Raw genomic sequence first — 15,406 nt, 5'->3', positions numbered from 1 at the left:
ACACCCCAAATGCCCGGCAAAACAACAGCCGGGCCACAGAACCGCCGTCTGCAAAAACCAAAATCCCAAAAACTCGGCTTTATGCAACGGTCCCCTTGAGGGGGAGATGCCTGGCAAGGCAGAGGGGGGTTCCCAATACGACCCATCTCTGATGTCCAGAGGGCAGCCCCCTCATGTCCTCAGCACCCGGTAGATTGCCGGGATCACCAGCACGGTCAGCAGGGTCGAGGAGGCCAGGCCGAAGAGCAGGGAGATGGCGAGCCCCTGGAAGATCGGGTCGGTGAGGATCACGGCGGCGCCGATCATGGCGGCGAGCGCGGTCAGCAGGATCGGCTTGAAGCGGATGGCGCCGGCCTCGATCAGCACCTCCGTCAGCGGCCGCTCGGGCGTGCTGGCGTGACGGATGAAATCCACCAGCAGGATCGAATTGCGCACGATGATGCCCGCCAGTGCGATGAAGCCGATCATCGACGTTGCCGAGAAGGGCGCGCCGAATAGCCAGTGGCCGCCGAGGATGCCGATGAAGGTCAGCGGCACCGGGGTGAGGATGACGAGCGGCAGCTTGAACGAGCCGAACTGCGCGACGACGAGGATATAGATGCCGAGCAGCGCCACCATGAAGGCCGCCCCCATGTCGCGAAAGGTCACCCAGGTGACTTCCCACTCGCCATCCCACAGCAGCACGGGCTTGCTCTCGTCAGCCGGCTGGCCATGCAGCGCGATCTCGGGCTTGACCAGGCCGGTCCAGTCCATGCCGTCGAGCGCCTGCTGCACGGCGAGCATGCCATAGAGCGGGGCTTCGAAATCGCCGGCAAGCTCGGCCGTCACCATCTCGGCATAGCGGCCGTTATGGCGGAAGATCGGGAAGGAGGCGCGTTCCTCGGTGATCTTGACCACATCGCCAAGCTCAACGACCGAGCGCGAACCGGGCAGCAGGTTGGCCGGAATGGGCGTTGCCAGGAAGGTCTCGTCCAGCACCCGGGCGCTTTTCGGCCTGCCGATGATGATCGGGATGGGAGAGCGGCCGTCCCCGCGATGGGAATAGCCCACCGTCGTCGTGCCGTTCAGCATCGACAGCGTGTCGAACACGTCGCTTTCCGCCACGCCGAAGAAATCAAGGTCGTCGGTCGAGATGGTGGCGCGCTTGCGCAAAGCGGGCGTGCCATAGCTGTCATCGACATCGACGATGAATGGGACGGAGACGAAGGCCTGCTTCACCTTCTCGGCGGTCGCACGGCGGCTGTCGGCATCGGGCCCGTAGACTTCCGCCAACAGCGTTGCCATGACGGGCGGGCCCGGCGGCGGCTCGACAACCTTCAGCGAACTGCCTGCCGGCAGCGGCACGGAGGCGATCAGCCGCTGACGCAGGTCGAGCGCGATGTCGTGGCTGGTGCGCTCCCGGTCCGCCTTCGGTTTCAGGTTCACCTGTACGTCGCCCATATGGGTGGCCGAACGCAGATAGGCGTGGCGCACCAGGCCATTGAAATTGAACGGCGCTGCCGTTGCGGCATGGGTCTGCACCGACAGCACCTCGGGGGTCTCAAGCACCACCCGCGCCACCGCCGGGGCAATAGCATCCGTCGCCTCGACGGATGAGCCTTCCGGCAGGTCGATCGTGACCTGGAGTTCCGACTTGTTGTCGAAGGGCAGGAGCTTGACGGTGACGTCCTGGGTGTAGAACAGGCCGAGCGAGCCGATGGTGGCCGCACCGACCAGGGCCAGAAACATCCAGCTCGTCGTCTTGGAGGCAAGGATCGGCCGGGCAACGGCGGAATAGCCGCGGCCGAGCACGCCGCCCGAGGCATGATCTGCCGCATGATGCAGCGGCGCCTTGCCGGCGATCTTCAGCATCAGCCAGGGTGTGACGACCACGGCGACGAAGAAGGAGAAGATCATCGCGGCCGAGGCATTGGCCGGGATCGGGCTCATATAGGGGCCCATCATGCCCGACACGAAGAGCATCGGCAGGAGGGCGACGACGACGGTCAGCGTCGCCACGATGGTCGGGTTGCCCACCTCGGCGACGGCATCGATGGCAGCCTGGCGCCGATCCTTGCCATCTCCAAAACCCCAATGCCGGGCGATGTTTTCGATGACGACAATGGCGTCGTCCACCAGGATGCCAATGGAAAAGATCAACGCGAACAGCGAGACGCGGTTCAGCGTATAGCCCATCAGGTTGGCGGCAAACAGCGTGAGCAGGATGGTCACGGGAATGACGATGGCGACGACGAAGGCCTCGCGCCGGCCGATGGCGACCCAGACCAGGGCGATGATCGACAGCGTCGCCAGCCCCAGATGGAACAGCAGCTCATTGGCCTTTTCGTTGGCGGTCTCGCCGTAGTCGCGCGTCACCTCGACATGCATAGTGTCCGGGATCAGATTGCCTTCGAGCGCGCTGACCCGATGCAGGATCTCCTCGGCCACGACAACGGCATTGGAGCCGGCGCGCTTGGCGATCGCCAGCGTGACAGCCGGAACACGGCGCAGCTCGCCATTCTCACCGCGGGTCACGGTGGAGGCGCGTGCTTCCGTGGTATCGGTGGTGAAGGAAACATCGGCAACGTCGCGGACATAGACCGGACGGTTGTCGCGTGTGGTCAGCAGAAGATTGCCTATATCGGCCGGTGTTGCCAGCGTTTCGCCGGCCACGAGCTCGATCTGCTGGCCCTTGTCGCGCACCAGGCCGGTGGAGAAGGACCGGTTGGCGGAGCCGACCTTGGCCTGCAGCTGCTGTAGCGTGACGCCGTAAAGCGCGAGCTTTTCGCTGTCGGGCGCAATCCGGATCGCATCTCCGCTCTCGCCGACGAGATAGCTCAAGCCGACATCGTCGATCTTGGCCAGTTGGACGCGAAGCTCGCGCGCGATCCGGGTGAGGTCGGCGGCGGTGACGTCCTGGCCCTTGTCGAGGGATGGCGTCAGCGTCAGCGCGACGATCGCGACGTCATCGATCGTGCGGCCGACGACCAGCGGCTCGGGAATGCCGACCGGTATGCTTGAGATATTGGCCCTGATCTTGTCGTGGACGCGCAGCACCGCCGAATCACCCGAGGTGCCGGTGACGAAGCGCGCGGTGACCATGACCTGGTCATCGGAGGTCTGGGAATAGACATGCTCGACATCGTTGATGCCCTTGATGATCGTCTCCAGGGGCTCGGTGACGAGCTTCACGGCATCTTCGGCCTTGAGGCCGTCAGCGCGCACGATGATATCCACCATCGGCACGGAAATCTGCGGCTCCTCCTCGCGCGGCAGCGTCATCAGCGCCAGGAGACCCAGCGCAAAGGCCGCCATCAGGAACAGCGGCGTGAGCGGCGAGCTGATGAAGGCCTTTGTCAGGCCGCCCGCAATTCCAAGTCCAGGGGCTTTCATGGCAGGATCACCTCATCGCCTGAATTCAGTCCGGTCAGCACTTCGACCATCGCGATGCCCTGAATGGAGATCGGCGCTGTCGTGATGACGGCCCGCTCCGCCACCGTGCCGCCGATCTGCACGGCAACATAGTCCAGGCCGAAGCGGCTCCTCAGAGCCGCCTGCGGCACCAGGAGCGCCATGCGCTCGCCAACCGGCACGCGCACCAGCAGCCGCTTGTTGACAAATTCGGTCGGGAGGTCGTTCACCTCGACATCGGCAATGACGCGGCCGTTGTCGATCTCCGGATAGATCTTGGCCAGGCGCCCGCTGCGGGCGACCGCGCCATTGCCATCCTCGATCTCCAGCGAGGCGCCCTCGACCAGCAGCACCGCATGGCGCTCCGGCAAGGCGAGACGCAGGAAGAAGCCGCCGCCGCCGACCATGGCGACCGTTTCGCCCGCCATGACCACGGCATCGCGCGTGACCGGGACGCTCAGCACTTTGCCGGAGACGGGCGCCAGCACAGTGCCTTCCCTGCCCTGTTGCACGACGACGGAGCGCTGGGCCTCGGCGGCGGCGATCTGGTTGCGGATCACATCAACCTGGGTGCGCAGGGCATCCAGGCGCTGGGCGGTGGTGACGCCGCGCTTGATCAGTTCCTCGCCGCGCGCCAGCTCGGCCTCGGCATTGGCCATGGAGGCCCTCAAACCCAGAAGCTGGGCATCGATTGCCGCGATCTGGAAATCGATCTTGTCATCCTGGACGGTGGCGATGATGTCGCCCGCCGCCACTATGTCGCCCTCGCTCACCTTGAGGTCGCTCAGGGTACCGCCAATGCGGGCCCTGGCCGGCACGCTGTCGCGCGCCTCCACGCGGCCATAGACGGCCTTCCATTCCGGCACCTTGACCGGCTGGAGCGTGAGGCCAGCCGCGCCGGCAAGCGATGTGGAGGCGACAAGAGCCATTGATGTGGCCAGAGCGCGAGCGAAGGGGAAGCCGGGCATGGAGGCGGTCCTTTGGTTCAGGGGATCAGAAGGCGGTGCCGGGGCGGGCGCCGAGCTTCTTGAAGATCATCGCGGCCGGGCAGAAGCCGGTGAAGGCGGATTGCAGCAGATTGGCGCCGATAAAGACCGTGAACCAGACAAACAGCGGGTGCACGAACATCGTCAGCGCGACGGAAAGCAGAACCATGACGCCGGCAAAGGCGAAAACCATGCGATCGAGAGACATAGGAACCTCCTGGTATATATATCTACATATATTCGTATATATGAGGATTATCTGGTCCGCAAGGGGAAAGTTTGCCAGGGTGCTTGAAGGCGAGGGCCACAACAGGCTATCGGCAATGTCAGGCGTAGATGGCCGTTACCGCCGGAAACAATAAGTTACGCCAGCCCTGCAACGTTCCTGTTGCGACTTCAATCGATTGAAATAGATTTCGCGCTGACTTGCGGGAGTGAACTTATGAACGACTCAGTGAAACCGGACAGCGCGGCGCTGTCTCCATCGCCCCTATTTCCCCCGACCCGGGTGGCAGTGTCGCTGCTATTCCTGGCCAATGGCTTCATGATGGGCAACTGGGCGCCCAAGATTCCGGAATTTGCAGCACGTTTGCAGATTTCCGAAAGCGGCATCGGCCTGATGCTTCTGGTTTTCGGTATCGGCTCTCTGGCGATGATGCCGGTGGCGGGATCGCAAATCGCCCGCTATGGCTCGGACCGCGTGGTGAAGGTGGCGACGATCCTCTTCATTCCGACGCTGCTGCTGGTGACGCTCGCACCTGATATCTGGACCGGCGCCGTGGCCGTCTTCCTGTTCGGCGGCCTGACGGGCGCCATGGACGTGGCGATGAATGCCAATGCCGTCGAGGTGGAGCGCAAGATGCGCCGCTCGATCATGTCGTCCTGCCATGCCTTCTGGAGCCTGGGAGGGCTGATCGGCGCTGGCTCCGGCGGTTTCCTGATCGCCTATATGGGCGGGCTTGGCCATACGATCCTGATCACCGTCGTGGCGGCCGTGATGTTCCTGATTGCCCGGCCGCTGATCCTGCGTGATCCGCCGCATGTTGCGGAGGAAGGCAAGCCGAAAGCCGGCCTGCCGCTCTCGCCGTTGCCATGGCTGATCGGCCTGGTAGCGTTGTTCTCGATGATCCCGGAAGGCGCGGTGCTGGATTGGGGTGCGATCTATCTGCGCAACGAACTCGGCGCGTCCGTTGCCTTGTCGGGCCTTGCCTATGCCGCCTTCTCGCTGACCATGGCGATCATGCGCTTTGCCGGCGACCTGGTGCGCGACCGGTTTGGCGCGGTCCGGACGCTCCGGGTCTCCACGGCGCTGTCCTTCATCGGCCTCATCGTCGCGGGTTCGGCACCCAGCATCACCATCGCCATGATCGGCTTCGCCATTGCCGGTATCGGCATATCGAACATGGTGCCGATCGCCTTTTCCGCCGCCGGCAACGTGCCGGGCCTGGCGCCGGGCATCGGGCTGTCCGTCGTGACGACCATGGGCTATTCGGGCATCCTGTTTGCCCCGTCGATCATCGGCTTCATTGCCGAGCATACCGGCATGGCTGTGATCTTCCTGGTGCTGGCGCTGTTCAACATCCTGGTCTTCGCGCTTTCCTCGCTCGCCCGGCATGCAGACCGGGCCAGCGGGCATTGAACACTCCCGAATGCTCTTGTCCGACCCCCTCATCCCCCTGACGGGACCTTCTCCCCGCCGGGGAGAAGAGGGCAAGAGCCGCAGCGCTTCGGACGTTCCTCTACCCTCCGGGGAGAGGGTGGCCGAGCGGAGCGGAGGCCGGGTGAGGGGGCTGCGCGCGCCAGGGTCGATGATGTCCAAGCTATCAGGCGAAGGTGAATTCCTTCGATAGCGGCAGGCGGCGAACGCGCTTGCCGGTCAGTGCGAAAAGCGCATTGGCCAAGGCCGGGGCCGCGGGCGGGGTGCCGGGCTCGCCGGCGCCGCCCATGAAGGGCGAATTCTCCATGAGTTCGATCTCGACCTCAGGGCTCTGGTTCAGCCGCAGCGAGTCGAAGTCGTGGAAATTGGATTGCTGCACGATCCCGTCCGCGAAAGTGATTTCCTGCAGCATGGCGGCCGAGAGGCCGTAGAGAATGCCGGACATCAGCTGCGCCTTGTAGTTTGCCGGATCGAGCACCAGGCCTGGATCGGCGGCACACCACACTTTTTCGATGCGGATGCCGGCATCCGACTGCGAGACCTCCACCACTTGGGCCACCCAGGTACCGAAAGAGAGCGAGAATGCCATGCCGCGCGCCCGGCCCGCAGCCGGCGGAGTCTGCCAGCCCGACATGGCGGCGACCTTCTCCACCACGGCCAAAGCCACCGGATAGTCGGCCATCAGTTTGCGCCTCAGCGCCAGCGGATCGGTCTTTCCGGCAAGGGCGATCTCGTCGATGAAGCTCTCATGCATGAAGCTGTTGTAGGAAAAGCCGACCGAGCGCCAGAAGCCCACGGGCACCCCGACATCCACCTTGCGGCCATCTATCTGGTAGTTGGCAATGGCATAGGGCTGGTTATAGGCGCCGTCGATCAGCGAGTTGTCCGGCCCGCCCATGGGCACATCGGGGAAATAACGCGGCACGGCACTGGCGACGACCGAGGGGGAGGCGACGGATGCCGCCAGGGCCACCGGCAAGCCGTCTTGACCAATGCGGGCCTTGTAGCGCGCCTTGGCGATCGGTCGGTAAGGCCCATGGCTCAGGTCTTCCTCCCTGGTCCAGGTCACCTTGACCGGGCGTCCCTGCGTCAGCAGCGCCAGACGGATGGCATAGTCGGAAAAGTCCGGCTCGATCCGCCGGCCGAAGCCGCCACCGAGATAAGTCGTGTGAACCTGGACCTTTTCGGCGTCGATGCCGGGAATGCGTCCGGCAATGGCCTTGATGACGGTCGGGCTCTGGTTCGGCGCCCAGACATCCAGCACGCCATCCTTGAACCGTGCCGTGGCATTCATCGGTTCCATCGCCGCATGGGAGAGGAACGGCGCGTCATATTCGGCCTCGATCACGCTTTCACGCGGCGCGTCGGCGAAAGCGACATGGATGTCGCCTGATGTCCTCAGCGTGAAGAAATCATTGCCGTCGAGGGCCGCGCTCAGCCGCGCTTCCATCTCGGCGGTGCTTTGAATGTTCGCCCCCGGTCCCCACTCGGGAGTCACGGCATCCGCGGCCTTGAAGGCGCGCCAGGTATTGTCAGCGATGACGGCGTAACCCTGGCCATAGGGGCTGTCGAGCCGGACGATCTTCTGCACGCCCGGCATGGTGCGGGCAACCGTGTCGTCGATATTGCGAAGCGCCCCGCCAGGCGACGGGTTGATGCGCACCGTGGCATAGAGCATATCGGGCAGGTCGACATCGACGCCGTAGATCGGCGCGCCGGTCACCTTGGCCAGCATGTCCTTGCGCGGCTGCGATTTGCCCAGGATCTTCCATTCGCCTCGCGGGCGAAGGCTAATATCCGACGGCGGCGCAATGGTCGCGGCTTTCGCGGCGAGCGAACCATAGGTGGCTTCGCGACCGGAGGCGGTATGCAGCACCTTGCCGGCTTCCGTCTTCAGGGAATTGGCGGGCACGCCCCATTCTGCAGCGGCTGCAGCCTTCAGGCTTTCGCGGGCGCCGGCGCCGGCATGGCGCATCTTCTCGAAGCCATCGCCTAGGGAGGATGACCCGCCGGTAAACTGCACCGCGATGAACTTGCCCACCACGCCCATGGTGGCGCGCAGGCTCTCGGCCATCCAGCCCCGGTCGAATTGCGGCACGGGCGCGCCTTCCTCCAGCGCGCCGCTATTGTAATAGGCCGATCCTTCAGGCCCGTGCTCGATGGTGACCTGCTCCAGCGTGACATCGAGTTCCTCGGCCACCAGGGCCGCGAGTGTCGTCTGGATGCCCTGCCCCATCTCGGCGCGGGGCGCGATGATGGTGATGGCATTGTCGGCGCCGATCTTGAGATAGGGATTGAAGGTCGCCTCGCCCTCGGCAAGTTCGCCTTGGAGCGGATTGGGATAGGGCTTGCGATAGCTGTAATAGCCGAAGGCGACACCGCCGGCGACGGCGGCCGCGCCGAACAGGAATGTGCGTCGTGCGATCTTGGCGATACCCATGGTCAAACCCCCGCCATCTCGACCGAGGCCTTGCGGATCGCGGCCTTGATCTTCGGATAGGTGCCGCAGCGACAGAGATTTCCGGCCATGGCTTCGGCGATCTCCTCGTCGCTCGGGTTTGGATTTCCCTCCAGCAGTGCGACGGCATTCATGATCTGGCCCGCCTGGCAATAGCCGCATTGGGCCACCTGTTCATCCATCCAGGCCTGCTGCACAGGGTGCAGCCGCTCGCCCTCAGCTAGGCTCAAGATCGTGCGGACCTCGCCCGTGACATCAGCGGCTGCGATGGAACAGGAGCGGACCGCTGCGCCATCAATGATGACAGTGCAGGCGCCGCAGAGACCGGCGCCGCAGCCAAATTTCGGCCCCTTGATGTTGAGCATGTCGCGCATGGCCCAGAGCAGGGGCATATCCGGCTCGACTTCGATGGTATACGGCTTGCCGTCGATAATGAGGTTCACTTGATGGCCCTCTGCGCTTATGGTTGGAGGCGGAAATCAATTGCTGACAAAATATCAAAAAATGTCATAATGTCAATTATGGATGAAACCAAAGAGGATTCGCGGCGGGCGGCGGTGCTGGCCGAGGCTTTCACCGCCTTCGTGACCTATGGCTACAAGCGCACGACGATGGACGACATCGCGCGCGCGGCCGGCATGTCGCGCCCGGCGCTGTACCTGCTGTATCGCAATAAATACGAGATCTTCGAAGCCTTGATGCTGTCGATGATGACGGAGATGGAGGCTGAGCTTGCCGCCTGCTTCGACGCCGACCTGCCGCCGGTCGCCAAGGTGAAGTCGGCGATGCGCATCGGATTCCTGGACGGGTATCACAAGATCAGGAACACCCCCCATGGCGCCGAACTCTTCGACCTGAAGAATGCCGAAGCCGCCGACCTGTTTCGCCAATGGCTGGCGGTGGTGGAGAACGGCCTGTCGAGCGGGTTGAAGCGGGAGGCGGAGGCCGGCCGCATCGATCTGACGCGCACCAGAGTTTCGCCGGAACGGCTGACGACCCTTGTGATCGACGGCTTCGAGGGCGCCAAGGCGCGGATGACGACATTCGAGGACCTGGAGGCCAAGGTGTGCGATCTGGTGGACGTGGTCCTGGGGCCTTTGACGGTGCGGTGAAGGCCGCTGCCTTGGAGTTGACTTTTTCCTGCAGTTGACAAGGCGGCATGTTTGATCCACCTGAAATGCAGGCCAGATTCCCCGTGCGAGAGCGTCATGACGCAAGCTGAAGAGTTCGATCCCAAACCGCGGCGCGCGACGGTTGCCGTCGATGTCGGCGGTGTCATCGTCGGCGGCGGTGCTCCCGTCGTCGTGCAGTCCATGACCAATACGGATACCGCCGACGTCGATGCGACGGTGGCGCAGGTCGCCGCCCTGCACCGGGCAGGCTCGGAATTGGTGCGCATCACCGTCGACCGCGACGAAAGTGCCGCCGCCGTGCCGAAGATCCGGGAGCGGCTGGAGCGGCTCGGCCTCGACGTGCCGCTGATCGGCGACTTCCATTACATCGGCCACAAGCTGCTGGCGGATCACCCCGCCTGCGCCGAAGCCTTGGCGAAATACCGCATCAATCCCGGCAATGTCGGCTTCAAGGCCAAGAAGGACAAGCAGTTCGCCGAGATCATCGAGCGGGCAATCCAGTTCGACAAGCCGGTGCGCATCGGCGTCAACTGGGGCTCGCTGGACCAGGAACTGCTGACCAAGCTGATGGACGACAACCAGGCCAACGGCTTTCCGCTGACCGCCCAGCAGGTGATGCGCGAAACCATCGTGCAATCGGCGCTGATATCAGCCGAGCTGGCCGAGGATGTTGGCCTGGCGCGCAACCGCATCATCCTCTCGGCCAAGGTCAGCAATGTGCAGGACCTGATCGCCTGCTACTCCATGCTGTCGGGCCGCACCGACCACGCCCTGCATCTGGGCCTCACCGAGGCCGGCATGGGCTCCAAGGGCATCGTCTCTTCGGCTGCCTCGCTCGGCATCCTGATGCAGCAGGGCATCGGTGACACGATCCGCATTTCGCTAACGCCGGAGCCGGGCGGAGACCGCACCCGCGAGGTTCAGGTGGCACAGGAACTGCTGCAGGTCATGGGCTTCCGCCAGTTCCTGCCCGTGGTCGCCGCCTGTCCGGGCTGCGGCCGCACCACCTCGACGGTGTTCCAGGAGCTTGCCCAGAAGATCGAAAGCGATATCCGTCGCAACATGCCGGTCTGGCGTCAGAGCTATCCCGGCGTGGAGGGCCTGAAGGTCGCCGTGATGGGCTGCATCGTCAATGGTCCCGGCGAAAGCAAGCATGCCGATATCGGCATTTCGCTTCCCGGCACCGGCGAACTGCCGGCCGCACCCGTCTATATCGACGGCAAGAAGGCGATGACGCTGCGCGGCACCAATATCGCCGCCGACTTCGAGGCCGTCGTCGCCGACTATATCGAGAAACGCTACGGCCGGAAAAACGCCGCCGAATAGAGCTCTGTGCCTGCAGGCATTTATCTTTATATTGCCCGAATCATTGTGTTGAGGATGCGGGGCCGAACGCGGCTGACGCCATGGAGACGAGAGATCCGATGATCAAGAGACTGACGATCGTCGCGCTTGCCGCGACCTACCTGACCGCCTGCACGACCACGGATCCCTATACCGGCGAGCAGAAGATGTCGAACACGGCAGGCGGTGCGGTTCTGGGCGCGGCGCTCGGTGCCGTCGGCGGTGCCGTCATCGGTGGCGGTGGCCGCGACAGCCGCAATGGCGCGCTGATCGGCGCCGGCATCGGCGCCCTCGCCGGCGGCGCGATCGGCAATTACATGGACCAGCAGGAGGCCGAACTGCGCGCGCAACTGCAGGGCACCGGCATTTCGGTAACCCGCATGGGCGACCGGATCATCCTCAACATGCCCTCCAACATCACCTTTGCCACGGACCAGTATGCGGTGATGCCGCAATTCTATCCGACCCTGAACTCGGTCGCGATCGTCTTGAACAAGTTCAACCGCACCCTGGTCGACATCAACGGCCACACGGACTCGACCGGCAGCCTTGAGCATAACCAGACCCTGTCGCAGAACCGCGCCCAGTCGGTCGCGAATTACCTGTTCGGCCAGGGGCTGGACCCGCGCCGCGTCTCGGCCGTCGGCTTCGGCCCGAGCCAGCCGATCGCCTCCAACTCCACCCCCGACGGCCGCGCCCAAAACCGCCGCGTCGAAGTCACCATCGCACCCATTACCCAAGGCTAATCCGGAGGATTATGCCGGGGTTGATGCTCAGGGATTGGGCCCCGGGGTTAGTCGCAGGATTGGCTTGGGTTAGTCGCAGATAAGACCGGGTGCTCATCTCGTGGAGTGTGCCTGGTGTTTATCTGCGGGTTTCCTTGGCGTGATACGCATCGCGAAACTCAGGGCGTGAGGCCTACCCCCTCTGCGTTGCCAGGCATCTCCCCCTCAAGGGGGGAGATCGGATTGCCGGTCCCGCTCGCCCTTTGATCAAGCGCCGAAAGGCCAGCGATGGACTGCGGAATTGCCGCGGGTCGATCTCCCCCCTTGAGGGGGAGATGGCCGGCAGGCCAGAGGGGGTTAGCTCGGGCGCTGCAATCCCGGTAGAACGCGAAAGCCCTGCCTACCTCCCCGTCATGCCATATCAGCAGAATCCCCCGAGCGCCCCTACTTCCCCGCCAACCACCGCTCCACCAGTTCCACCCAGAAGCTGGTTCCAAGCGGCAGGATGTCGTCGTTGAAGTCGTAGCGGGGGTGGTGCAGCGGCGGATCGCTTTCAGTGCGGGCACTGCCGAGGAAGAAGTAGCTGCCGGGACTTTCCGCCAGCATATAGGCGAAGTCCTCGCTACCCATGCTGGGGCGTTCCATCTCCATGACATTCTCGGCGCCGGCGAAATCGGTGGCCAGTGTCCGCAGGAAGTCGGTCTCGGCCTTGTGGTTGACGGTGGCGTTGTAACCCCTGGAATAATCGATCGTCACGCCCATGCCATAGCTTGCCGCCTGGCCCTCGGCGATGGTGCGGATGCGGTGTTCCAGAAGGTCGCGGACGCGCGGCGAGAAGGAGCGGATGGTGAGCAGCATTTCCGCCCGTTCGGGAATGACATTGCTGGCCATGCCCGCATGGAAGGCGCCGACCGTCACGACACAGCTATCGATCGGGTGGACATTGCGCGAGGCAATGGTCTGCAGGGCCATGATGATCGAGGCGCCGCAGACGATCGGGTCCAGATTGTCCTGCGGCTCGGCGCCATGGCCGCCGCGGCCATTGACGGTGATGCGGCATTCATCGACCGAGGCCATGATCGGCCCCTCGCGGAACACGAATTTGCCAAACGGCATCGACGGGTCGTTATGCAGCGCAAACACCGCGTCGCAGGGAAAGCGCTCGAACAGCCCATCATCCATCATCAGCTTGGCGCCGCCGAAATTCTCCTCCGCCGGCTGGAAGATCAGGTGCACCACACCGTCGAAATTCTTCCGCTCGGCAATGATCTTCGCCGCGCCCAGCAGCATGGCGGTGTGGCCGTCATGACCGCAGGCATGCATGACGCCGGGCGTCTTGCTCTGGTAATCAAGCCCGGTTTCCTCATGGATCGGGAGCGCGTCGAAATCCGCGCGGATGCCGATGCTGCGGGTGCCCGTGCCGTTGCGCAGGGTTGCGACCACGCCGGTCTTGCCAAGGCCGCGGGTCACCTCATAGCCCATGGCGCCGAGCTGTTCGGCAACGAAATCCGAGGTCTTGAATTCTGAGAGCCCGATCTCGGGATGCTGATGGAGATAATGCCTGTTGGCGACGACCTCGGGCATGTAATTGGAAAACTGGCTCTTCATCACTCTCTCGCTTCGGCTCCCATGTCCCATATGCGGGGCCATGTCAGGCATGTCTCGTCGCGCGTGGGCTGGCCCTCGCGCAAGTGTCACTCTCAAGCCTCAAGTCTCGCACTTGTTGGCGGCCGGCTCAAGCTTGTGCTGCAGGCAGGCCCTCGCGTCATTCCTGTATACGACCTCCGCGCCGGCTTGACCCCGGCCACGTTCGCGCGGAAGCTGTCTTGACAAGGTCGGCGGCACGGATGCCCGGCGGCCTTCATCGATGCGACGTGCCGAATGTAAGGAGCCACCATGGCCGCAGGAACGAAGACGGTCGGACAGGCACTTGTGGAAATCCTCGAGGCAAACGACGTGGATACGGTGTTCGGCATACCGGGCGTGCACACCGTAGAGCTTTATCGCGGACTTGCCGGATCGAATATCCGCCACGTCACGCCGCGCCATGAACAGGGTGCCGGCTTCATGGCGGATGGCTATGCCCGCGTCAGCGGCAAGCCCGGCGTATGCATCGTCATCACCGGCCCCGGCCTGACCAATACGATCACCGCCATGGCCCAGGCCTATCAAGACAGCGTTCCCATGCTGGTGATCTCGGGCGTCAACGCCCGGGCGACGCTTGGCCGGGGGCGCGGGCAGCTGCATGAACTGCCGGACCAGCGGGGCATGATGGCAACGCTCGCCCTGATGTCCCACACCCTGCTCGACCCGAACGAGTTGCCCGATGTCATGGAGCGGGCCTTCCTGCTGTTGCGCTCCGGCCGACGCGGCCCCGTGCATATCGAAATCCCAATCGACGTCATGGGTTTGCCGATCGAGCTCGGGCCGATCTCCAGTCCGATCATCTCAGGCCCACGTTGCGACATATCGAGCCTGCTCGACATCGCCATCAAGTGCCAGGAGGCGACGCGGGCGGTTATCCTCTGTGGCGGCGGTGCCATCACGGCGGCACCCGGCATCGAGATATTGGCCGAACGGCTGGATGCGCCGATCGTGACGACGGTCAATGCGCGCGGGCTGTTCTACGGTCACCCCCTGTCCGTTCCCGCCAGCCCCAGCCTGCGGGCCGTGCGCACGCTGCTGTCGCAGGCGGACCTGGTGCTGGCGCTCGGCACCCAGATGGGCCAGACCGATTACGACATCAACAACGACAAGGGCTTCCCCGTCATCGAGAACCTGGTGCGGGTGGATATCGATGCGGCCCAGCTTGCCCGCGGGCCGACGGGTCAAGTGGCGGTGCATTCCACCGTCAACAACCTCGTCGACGACCTCTTGAGCGAGATCGGAGGCGCCAAGGCCTCCCATGGCGGCGCGGCACGTGCCGAACTGACGCGCAAGGCTGCCCGCGCCGAGCTTGACAACAAGATGCGCTGCGAGATCGATATCCTGGAGACGATCCGCGATACGCTGCCCGGATGCATCATCGTTGGCGATTCCACCCAAGCCGTCTATGCTGGCAATTTCTATTATGATGCCGGCCGCATCCGCGGATGGTTCAACGCCGCCACAGGCTATGGCGCCCTCGGCTATGGTCCGGCGGCGGCGATCGGCGCCAGCCTCGCCGATCCTAGCGCCTCGGTCGTCTGCCTCACGGGCGATGGCGGCCTGCAATTCTCCCTCGCCGAACTCGGTTCCGCCCGGGATGCCGGGGCAAAGGTGATCTTCCTGGTCTGGAACAATGACGGCTATGAGGAGATCAAGAACTACATGATCGACCGGGATATCCAGCCGCTCGGCGTCCATCCCACGCCGCCGGATTTCCTGAAGATCGCCGATGCCTACGGGCTGCCTGCCGTGCGGCTCGATGCCATATCGCAACTGCCGGAGGCCCTGCTGGCGGCGTCCGAAACCGACGGCCCCTCGCTCATCGAAATCCACCAGCACCACACCCGGGGCGCGACGGCGTAACCGGGCCGCGCGCGCAGCTTTTGCCTGATGTGGGGAGACGCGGATCCCTGCGTCGTCGCGCTTTTGGCGGCTCTCCCGATCATTTATGGGCCAAGTGGAGCAAATCCACCGGCACGCCGCAAAATTGCTACACAATCTTATGGGAATTGCTCTAGATACCGATGCGCGGGAGCGATGCATCGACAATCGCGACGCGTGAGCGT

Annotated in this window: 11 protein-coding genes; 5 read left to right on the top strand and 6 right to left on the bottom strand. The window is 64.0% G+C overall.

Annotated elements, in window-relative coordinates:
* Positions 1-171: 171 nt before the first annotated feature.
* From B9A97_RS27225 to B9A97_RS27215, 3 genes are read right to left on the bottom strand one after another with little or no spacing between them, the layout of a single operon-like run.
* Positions 172-3,372: an efflux RND transporter permease subunit gene (locus B9A97_RS27225; protein ID WP_084368978.1), complete on the bottom strand. Its 3,201-nt coding sequence runs from the start codon at positions 3,370-3,372 to the stop codon at positions 172-174.
* Positions 3,369-4,358 (bottom strand): efflux RND transporter periplasmic adaptor subunit, encoded by a 990-nt coding sequence (locus tag B9A97_RS27220; RefSeq protein ID WP_084368977.1) that lies wholly within the window; start codon positions 4,356-4,358, stop codon positions 3,369-3,371. The genes B9A97_RS27225 and B9A97_RS27220 overlap by 4 nt, the downstream gene beginning before the upstream one ends.
* Positions 4,359-4,383: 25 nt before the next feature.
* Positions 4,384-4,584 (bottom strand): YgaP family membrane protein, encoded by a 201-nt coding sequence (locus B9A97_RS27215; protein WP_084368976.1) that lies wholly within the window; start codon positions 4,582-4,584, stop codon positions 4,384-4,386.
* Positions 4,585-4,818: 234 nt separating this feature from the next.
* Here B9A97_RS27215 and B9A97_RS27210 point away from each other — a divergent pair, with 234 nt between their 5' ends.
* Entirely contained in the window at positions 4,819-6,015 is a 1,197-nt protein-coding gene (locus B9A97_RS27210) for an MFS transporter (RefSeq protein WP_084368975.1), read from the top strand.
* A 184-nt stretch (positions 6,016-6,199) separates the two neighbouring features.
* Here B9A97_RS27210 and B9A97_RS27205 read toward each other — a convergent pair whose 3' ends face one another.
* Both B9A97_RS27205 and B9A97_RS27200 read right to left on the bottom strand, forming a co-directional pair.
* Positions 6,200-8,473, bottom strand: a complete 2,274-nt coding sequence (locus B9A97_RS27205) for a xanthine dehydrogenase family protein molybdopterin-binding subunit (RefSeq protein WP_084368974.1) — start codon at positions 8,471-8,473, stop codon at positions 6,200-6,202.
* Between the two features lie 2 nt (positions 8,474-8,475).
* Positions 8,476-8,934, bottom strand: a complete 459-nt coding sequence (locus B9A97_RS27200) for a (2Fe-2S)-binding protein (protein ID WP_084368973.1) — start codon at positions 8,932-8,934, stop codon at positions 8,476-8,478.
* 78 nt (positions 8,935-9,012) lie between these two features.
* Between B9A97_RS27200 and B9A97_RS27195 the strand changes: the two genes are divergently transcribed.
* The 3 genes from B9A97_RS27195 (at position 9,013) to B9A97_RS27185 (ending at position 11,714) form a co-directional block, all read left to right on the top strand.
* Positions 9,013-9,603 carry a TetR/AcrR family transcriptional regulator gene (locus B9A97_RS27195; protein WP_179145416.1) on the top strand — a complete coding sequence of 197 codons (591 nt, stop codon included), beginning with the start codon at positions 9,013-9,015 and terminating at the stop codon, positions 9,601-9,603.
* A gap of 96 nt (positions 9,604-9,699) precedes the next feature.
* Positions 9,700-10,950 carry a flavodoxin-dependent (E)-4-hydroxy-3-methylbut-2-enyl-diphosphate synthase gene (gene ispG, locus B9A97_RS27190; RefSeq protein ID WP_084368971.1) on the top strand — a complete coding sequence of 417 codons (1,251 nt, stop codon included), beginning with the start codon at positions 9,700-9,702 and terminating at the stop codon, positions 10,948-10,950.
* A gap of 98 nt (positions 10,951-11,048) precedes the next feature.
* Positions 11,049-11,714, top strand: a complete 666-nt coding sequence (locus tag B9A97_RS27185) for an OmpA family protein (protein WP_084368970.1) — start codon at positions 11,049-11,051, stop codon at positions 11,712-11,714.
* A 423-nt stretch (positions 11,715-12,137) separates the two neighbouring features.
* Here B9A97_RS27185 and B9A97_RS27175 read toward each other — a convergent pair whose 3' ends face one another.
* A complete protein-coding gene (locus tag B9A97_RS27175) occupies positions 12,138-13,301 on the bottom strand; it encodes a M20 aminoacylase family protein (protein WP_244564376.1) in 1,164 nt (387 codons plus the stop codon).
* Between the two features lie 288 nt (positions 13,302-13,589).
* On the opposite strand from B9A97_RS27175, the gene B9A97_RS27170 reads away from it, so the two are divergent.
* Complete coding sequence (locus tag B9A97_RS27170; protein ID WP_084368968.1) at positions 13,590-15,203, top strand: 5-guanidino-2-oxopentanoate decarboxylase; 1,614 nt, start codon at positions 13,590-13,592, stop codon at positions 15,201-15,203.
* Positions 15,204-15,406 lie beyond the last annotated feature (203 nt).

The sequence above is a fragment of the Rhizobium sp. RU36D genome (assembly GCF_900176345.1).
In the GTDB taxonomy this organism is placed as follows: Bacteria; Pseudomonadota; Alphaproteobacteria; order Rhizobiales; family Rhizobiaceae; genus Allorhizobium.
Note: the sequence above shows the minus strand (reverse complement) of the source record. Positions and strands in the feature narration are given on the sequence as shown.

Bases quoted from the DNA above. Each gene is read 5' to 3' on its own strand.
- B9A97_RS27225 (WP_084368978.1), bottom strand. From the start codon at position 3,372: ATGAAAGCCCCTGGACTTGGAATTGCGGGCGGCCTGACAAAGGCCTTC.
- B9A97_RS27220 (WP_084368977.1), bottom strand. From the start codon at position 4,358: ATGCCCGGCTTCCCCTTCGCTCGCGCTCTGGCCACATCAATGGCTCTT.
- B9A97_RS27215 (WP_084368976.1), bottom strand. From the start codon at position 4,584: ATGTCTCTCGATCGCATGGTTTTCGCCTTTGCCGGCGTCATGGTTCTG.
- B9A97_RS27210 (WP_084368975.1), top strand. From the start codon at position 4,819: ATGAACGACTCAGTGAAACCGGACAGCGCGGCGCTGTCTCCATCGCCC.
- B9A97_RS27205 (WP_084368974.1), bottom strand. From the start codon at position 8,473: ATGGGTATCGCCAAGATCGCACGACGCACATTCCTGTTCGGCGCGGCC.
- B9A97_RS27195 (WP_179145416.1), top strand. From the start codon at position 9,013: ATGGATGAAACCAAAGAGGATTCGCGGCGGGCGGCGGTGCTGGCCGAG.
- ispG (WP_084368971.1), top strand. From the start codon at position 9,700: ATGACGCAAGCTGAAGAGTTCGATCCCAAACCGCGGCGCGCGACGGTT.
- B9A97_RS27185 (WP_084368970.1), top strand. From the start codon at position 11,049: ATGATCAAGAGACTGACGATCGTCGCGCTTGCCGCGACCTACCTGACC.
- B9A97_RS27175 (WP_244564376.1), bottom strand. From the start codon at position 13,301: ATGAAGAGCCAGTTTTCCAATTACATGCCCGAGGTCGTCGCCAACAGG.
- B9A97_RS27170 (WP_084368968.1), top strand. From the start codon at position 13,590: ATGGCCGCAGGAACGAAGACGGTCGGACAGGCACTTGTGGAAATCCTC.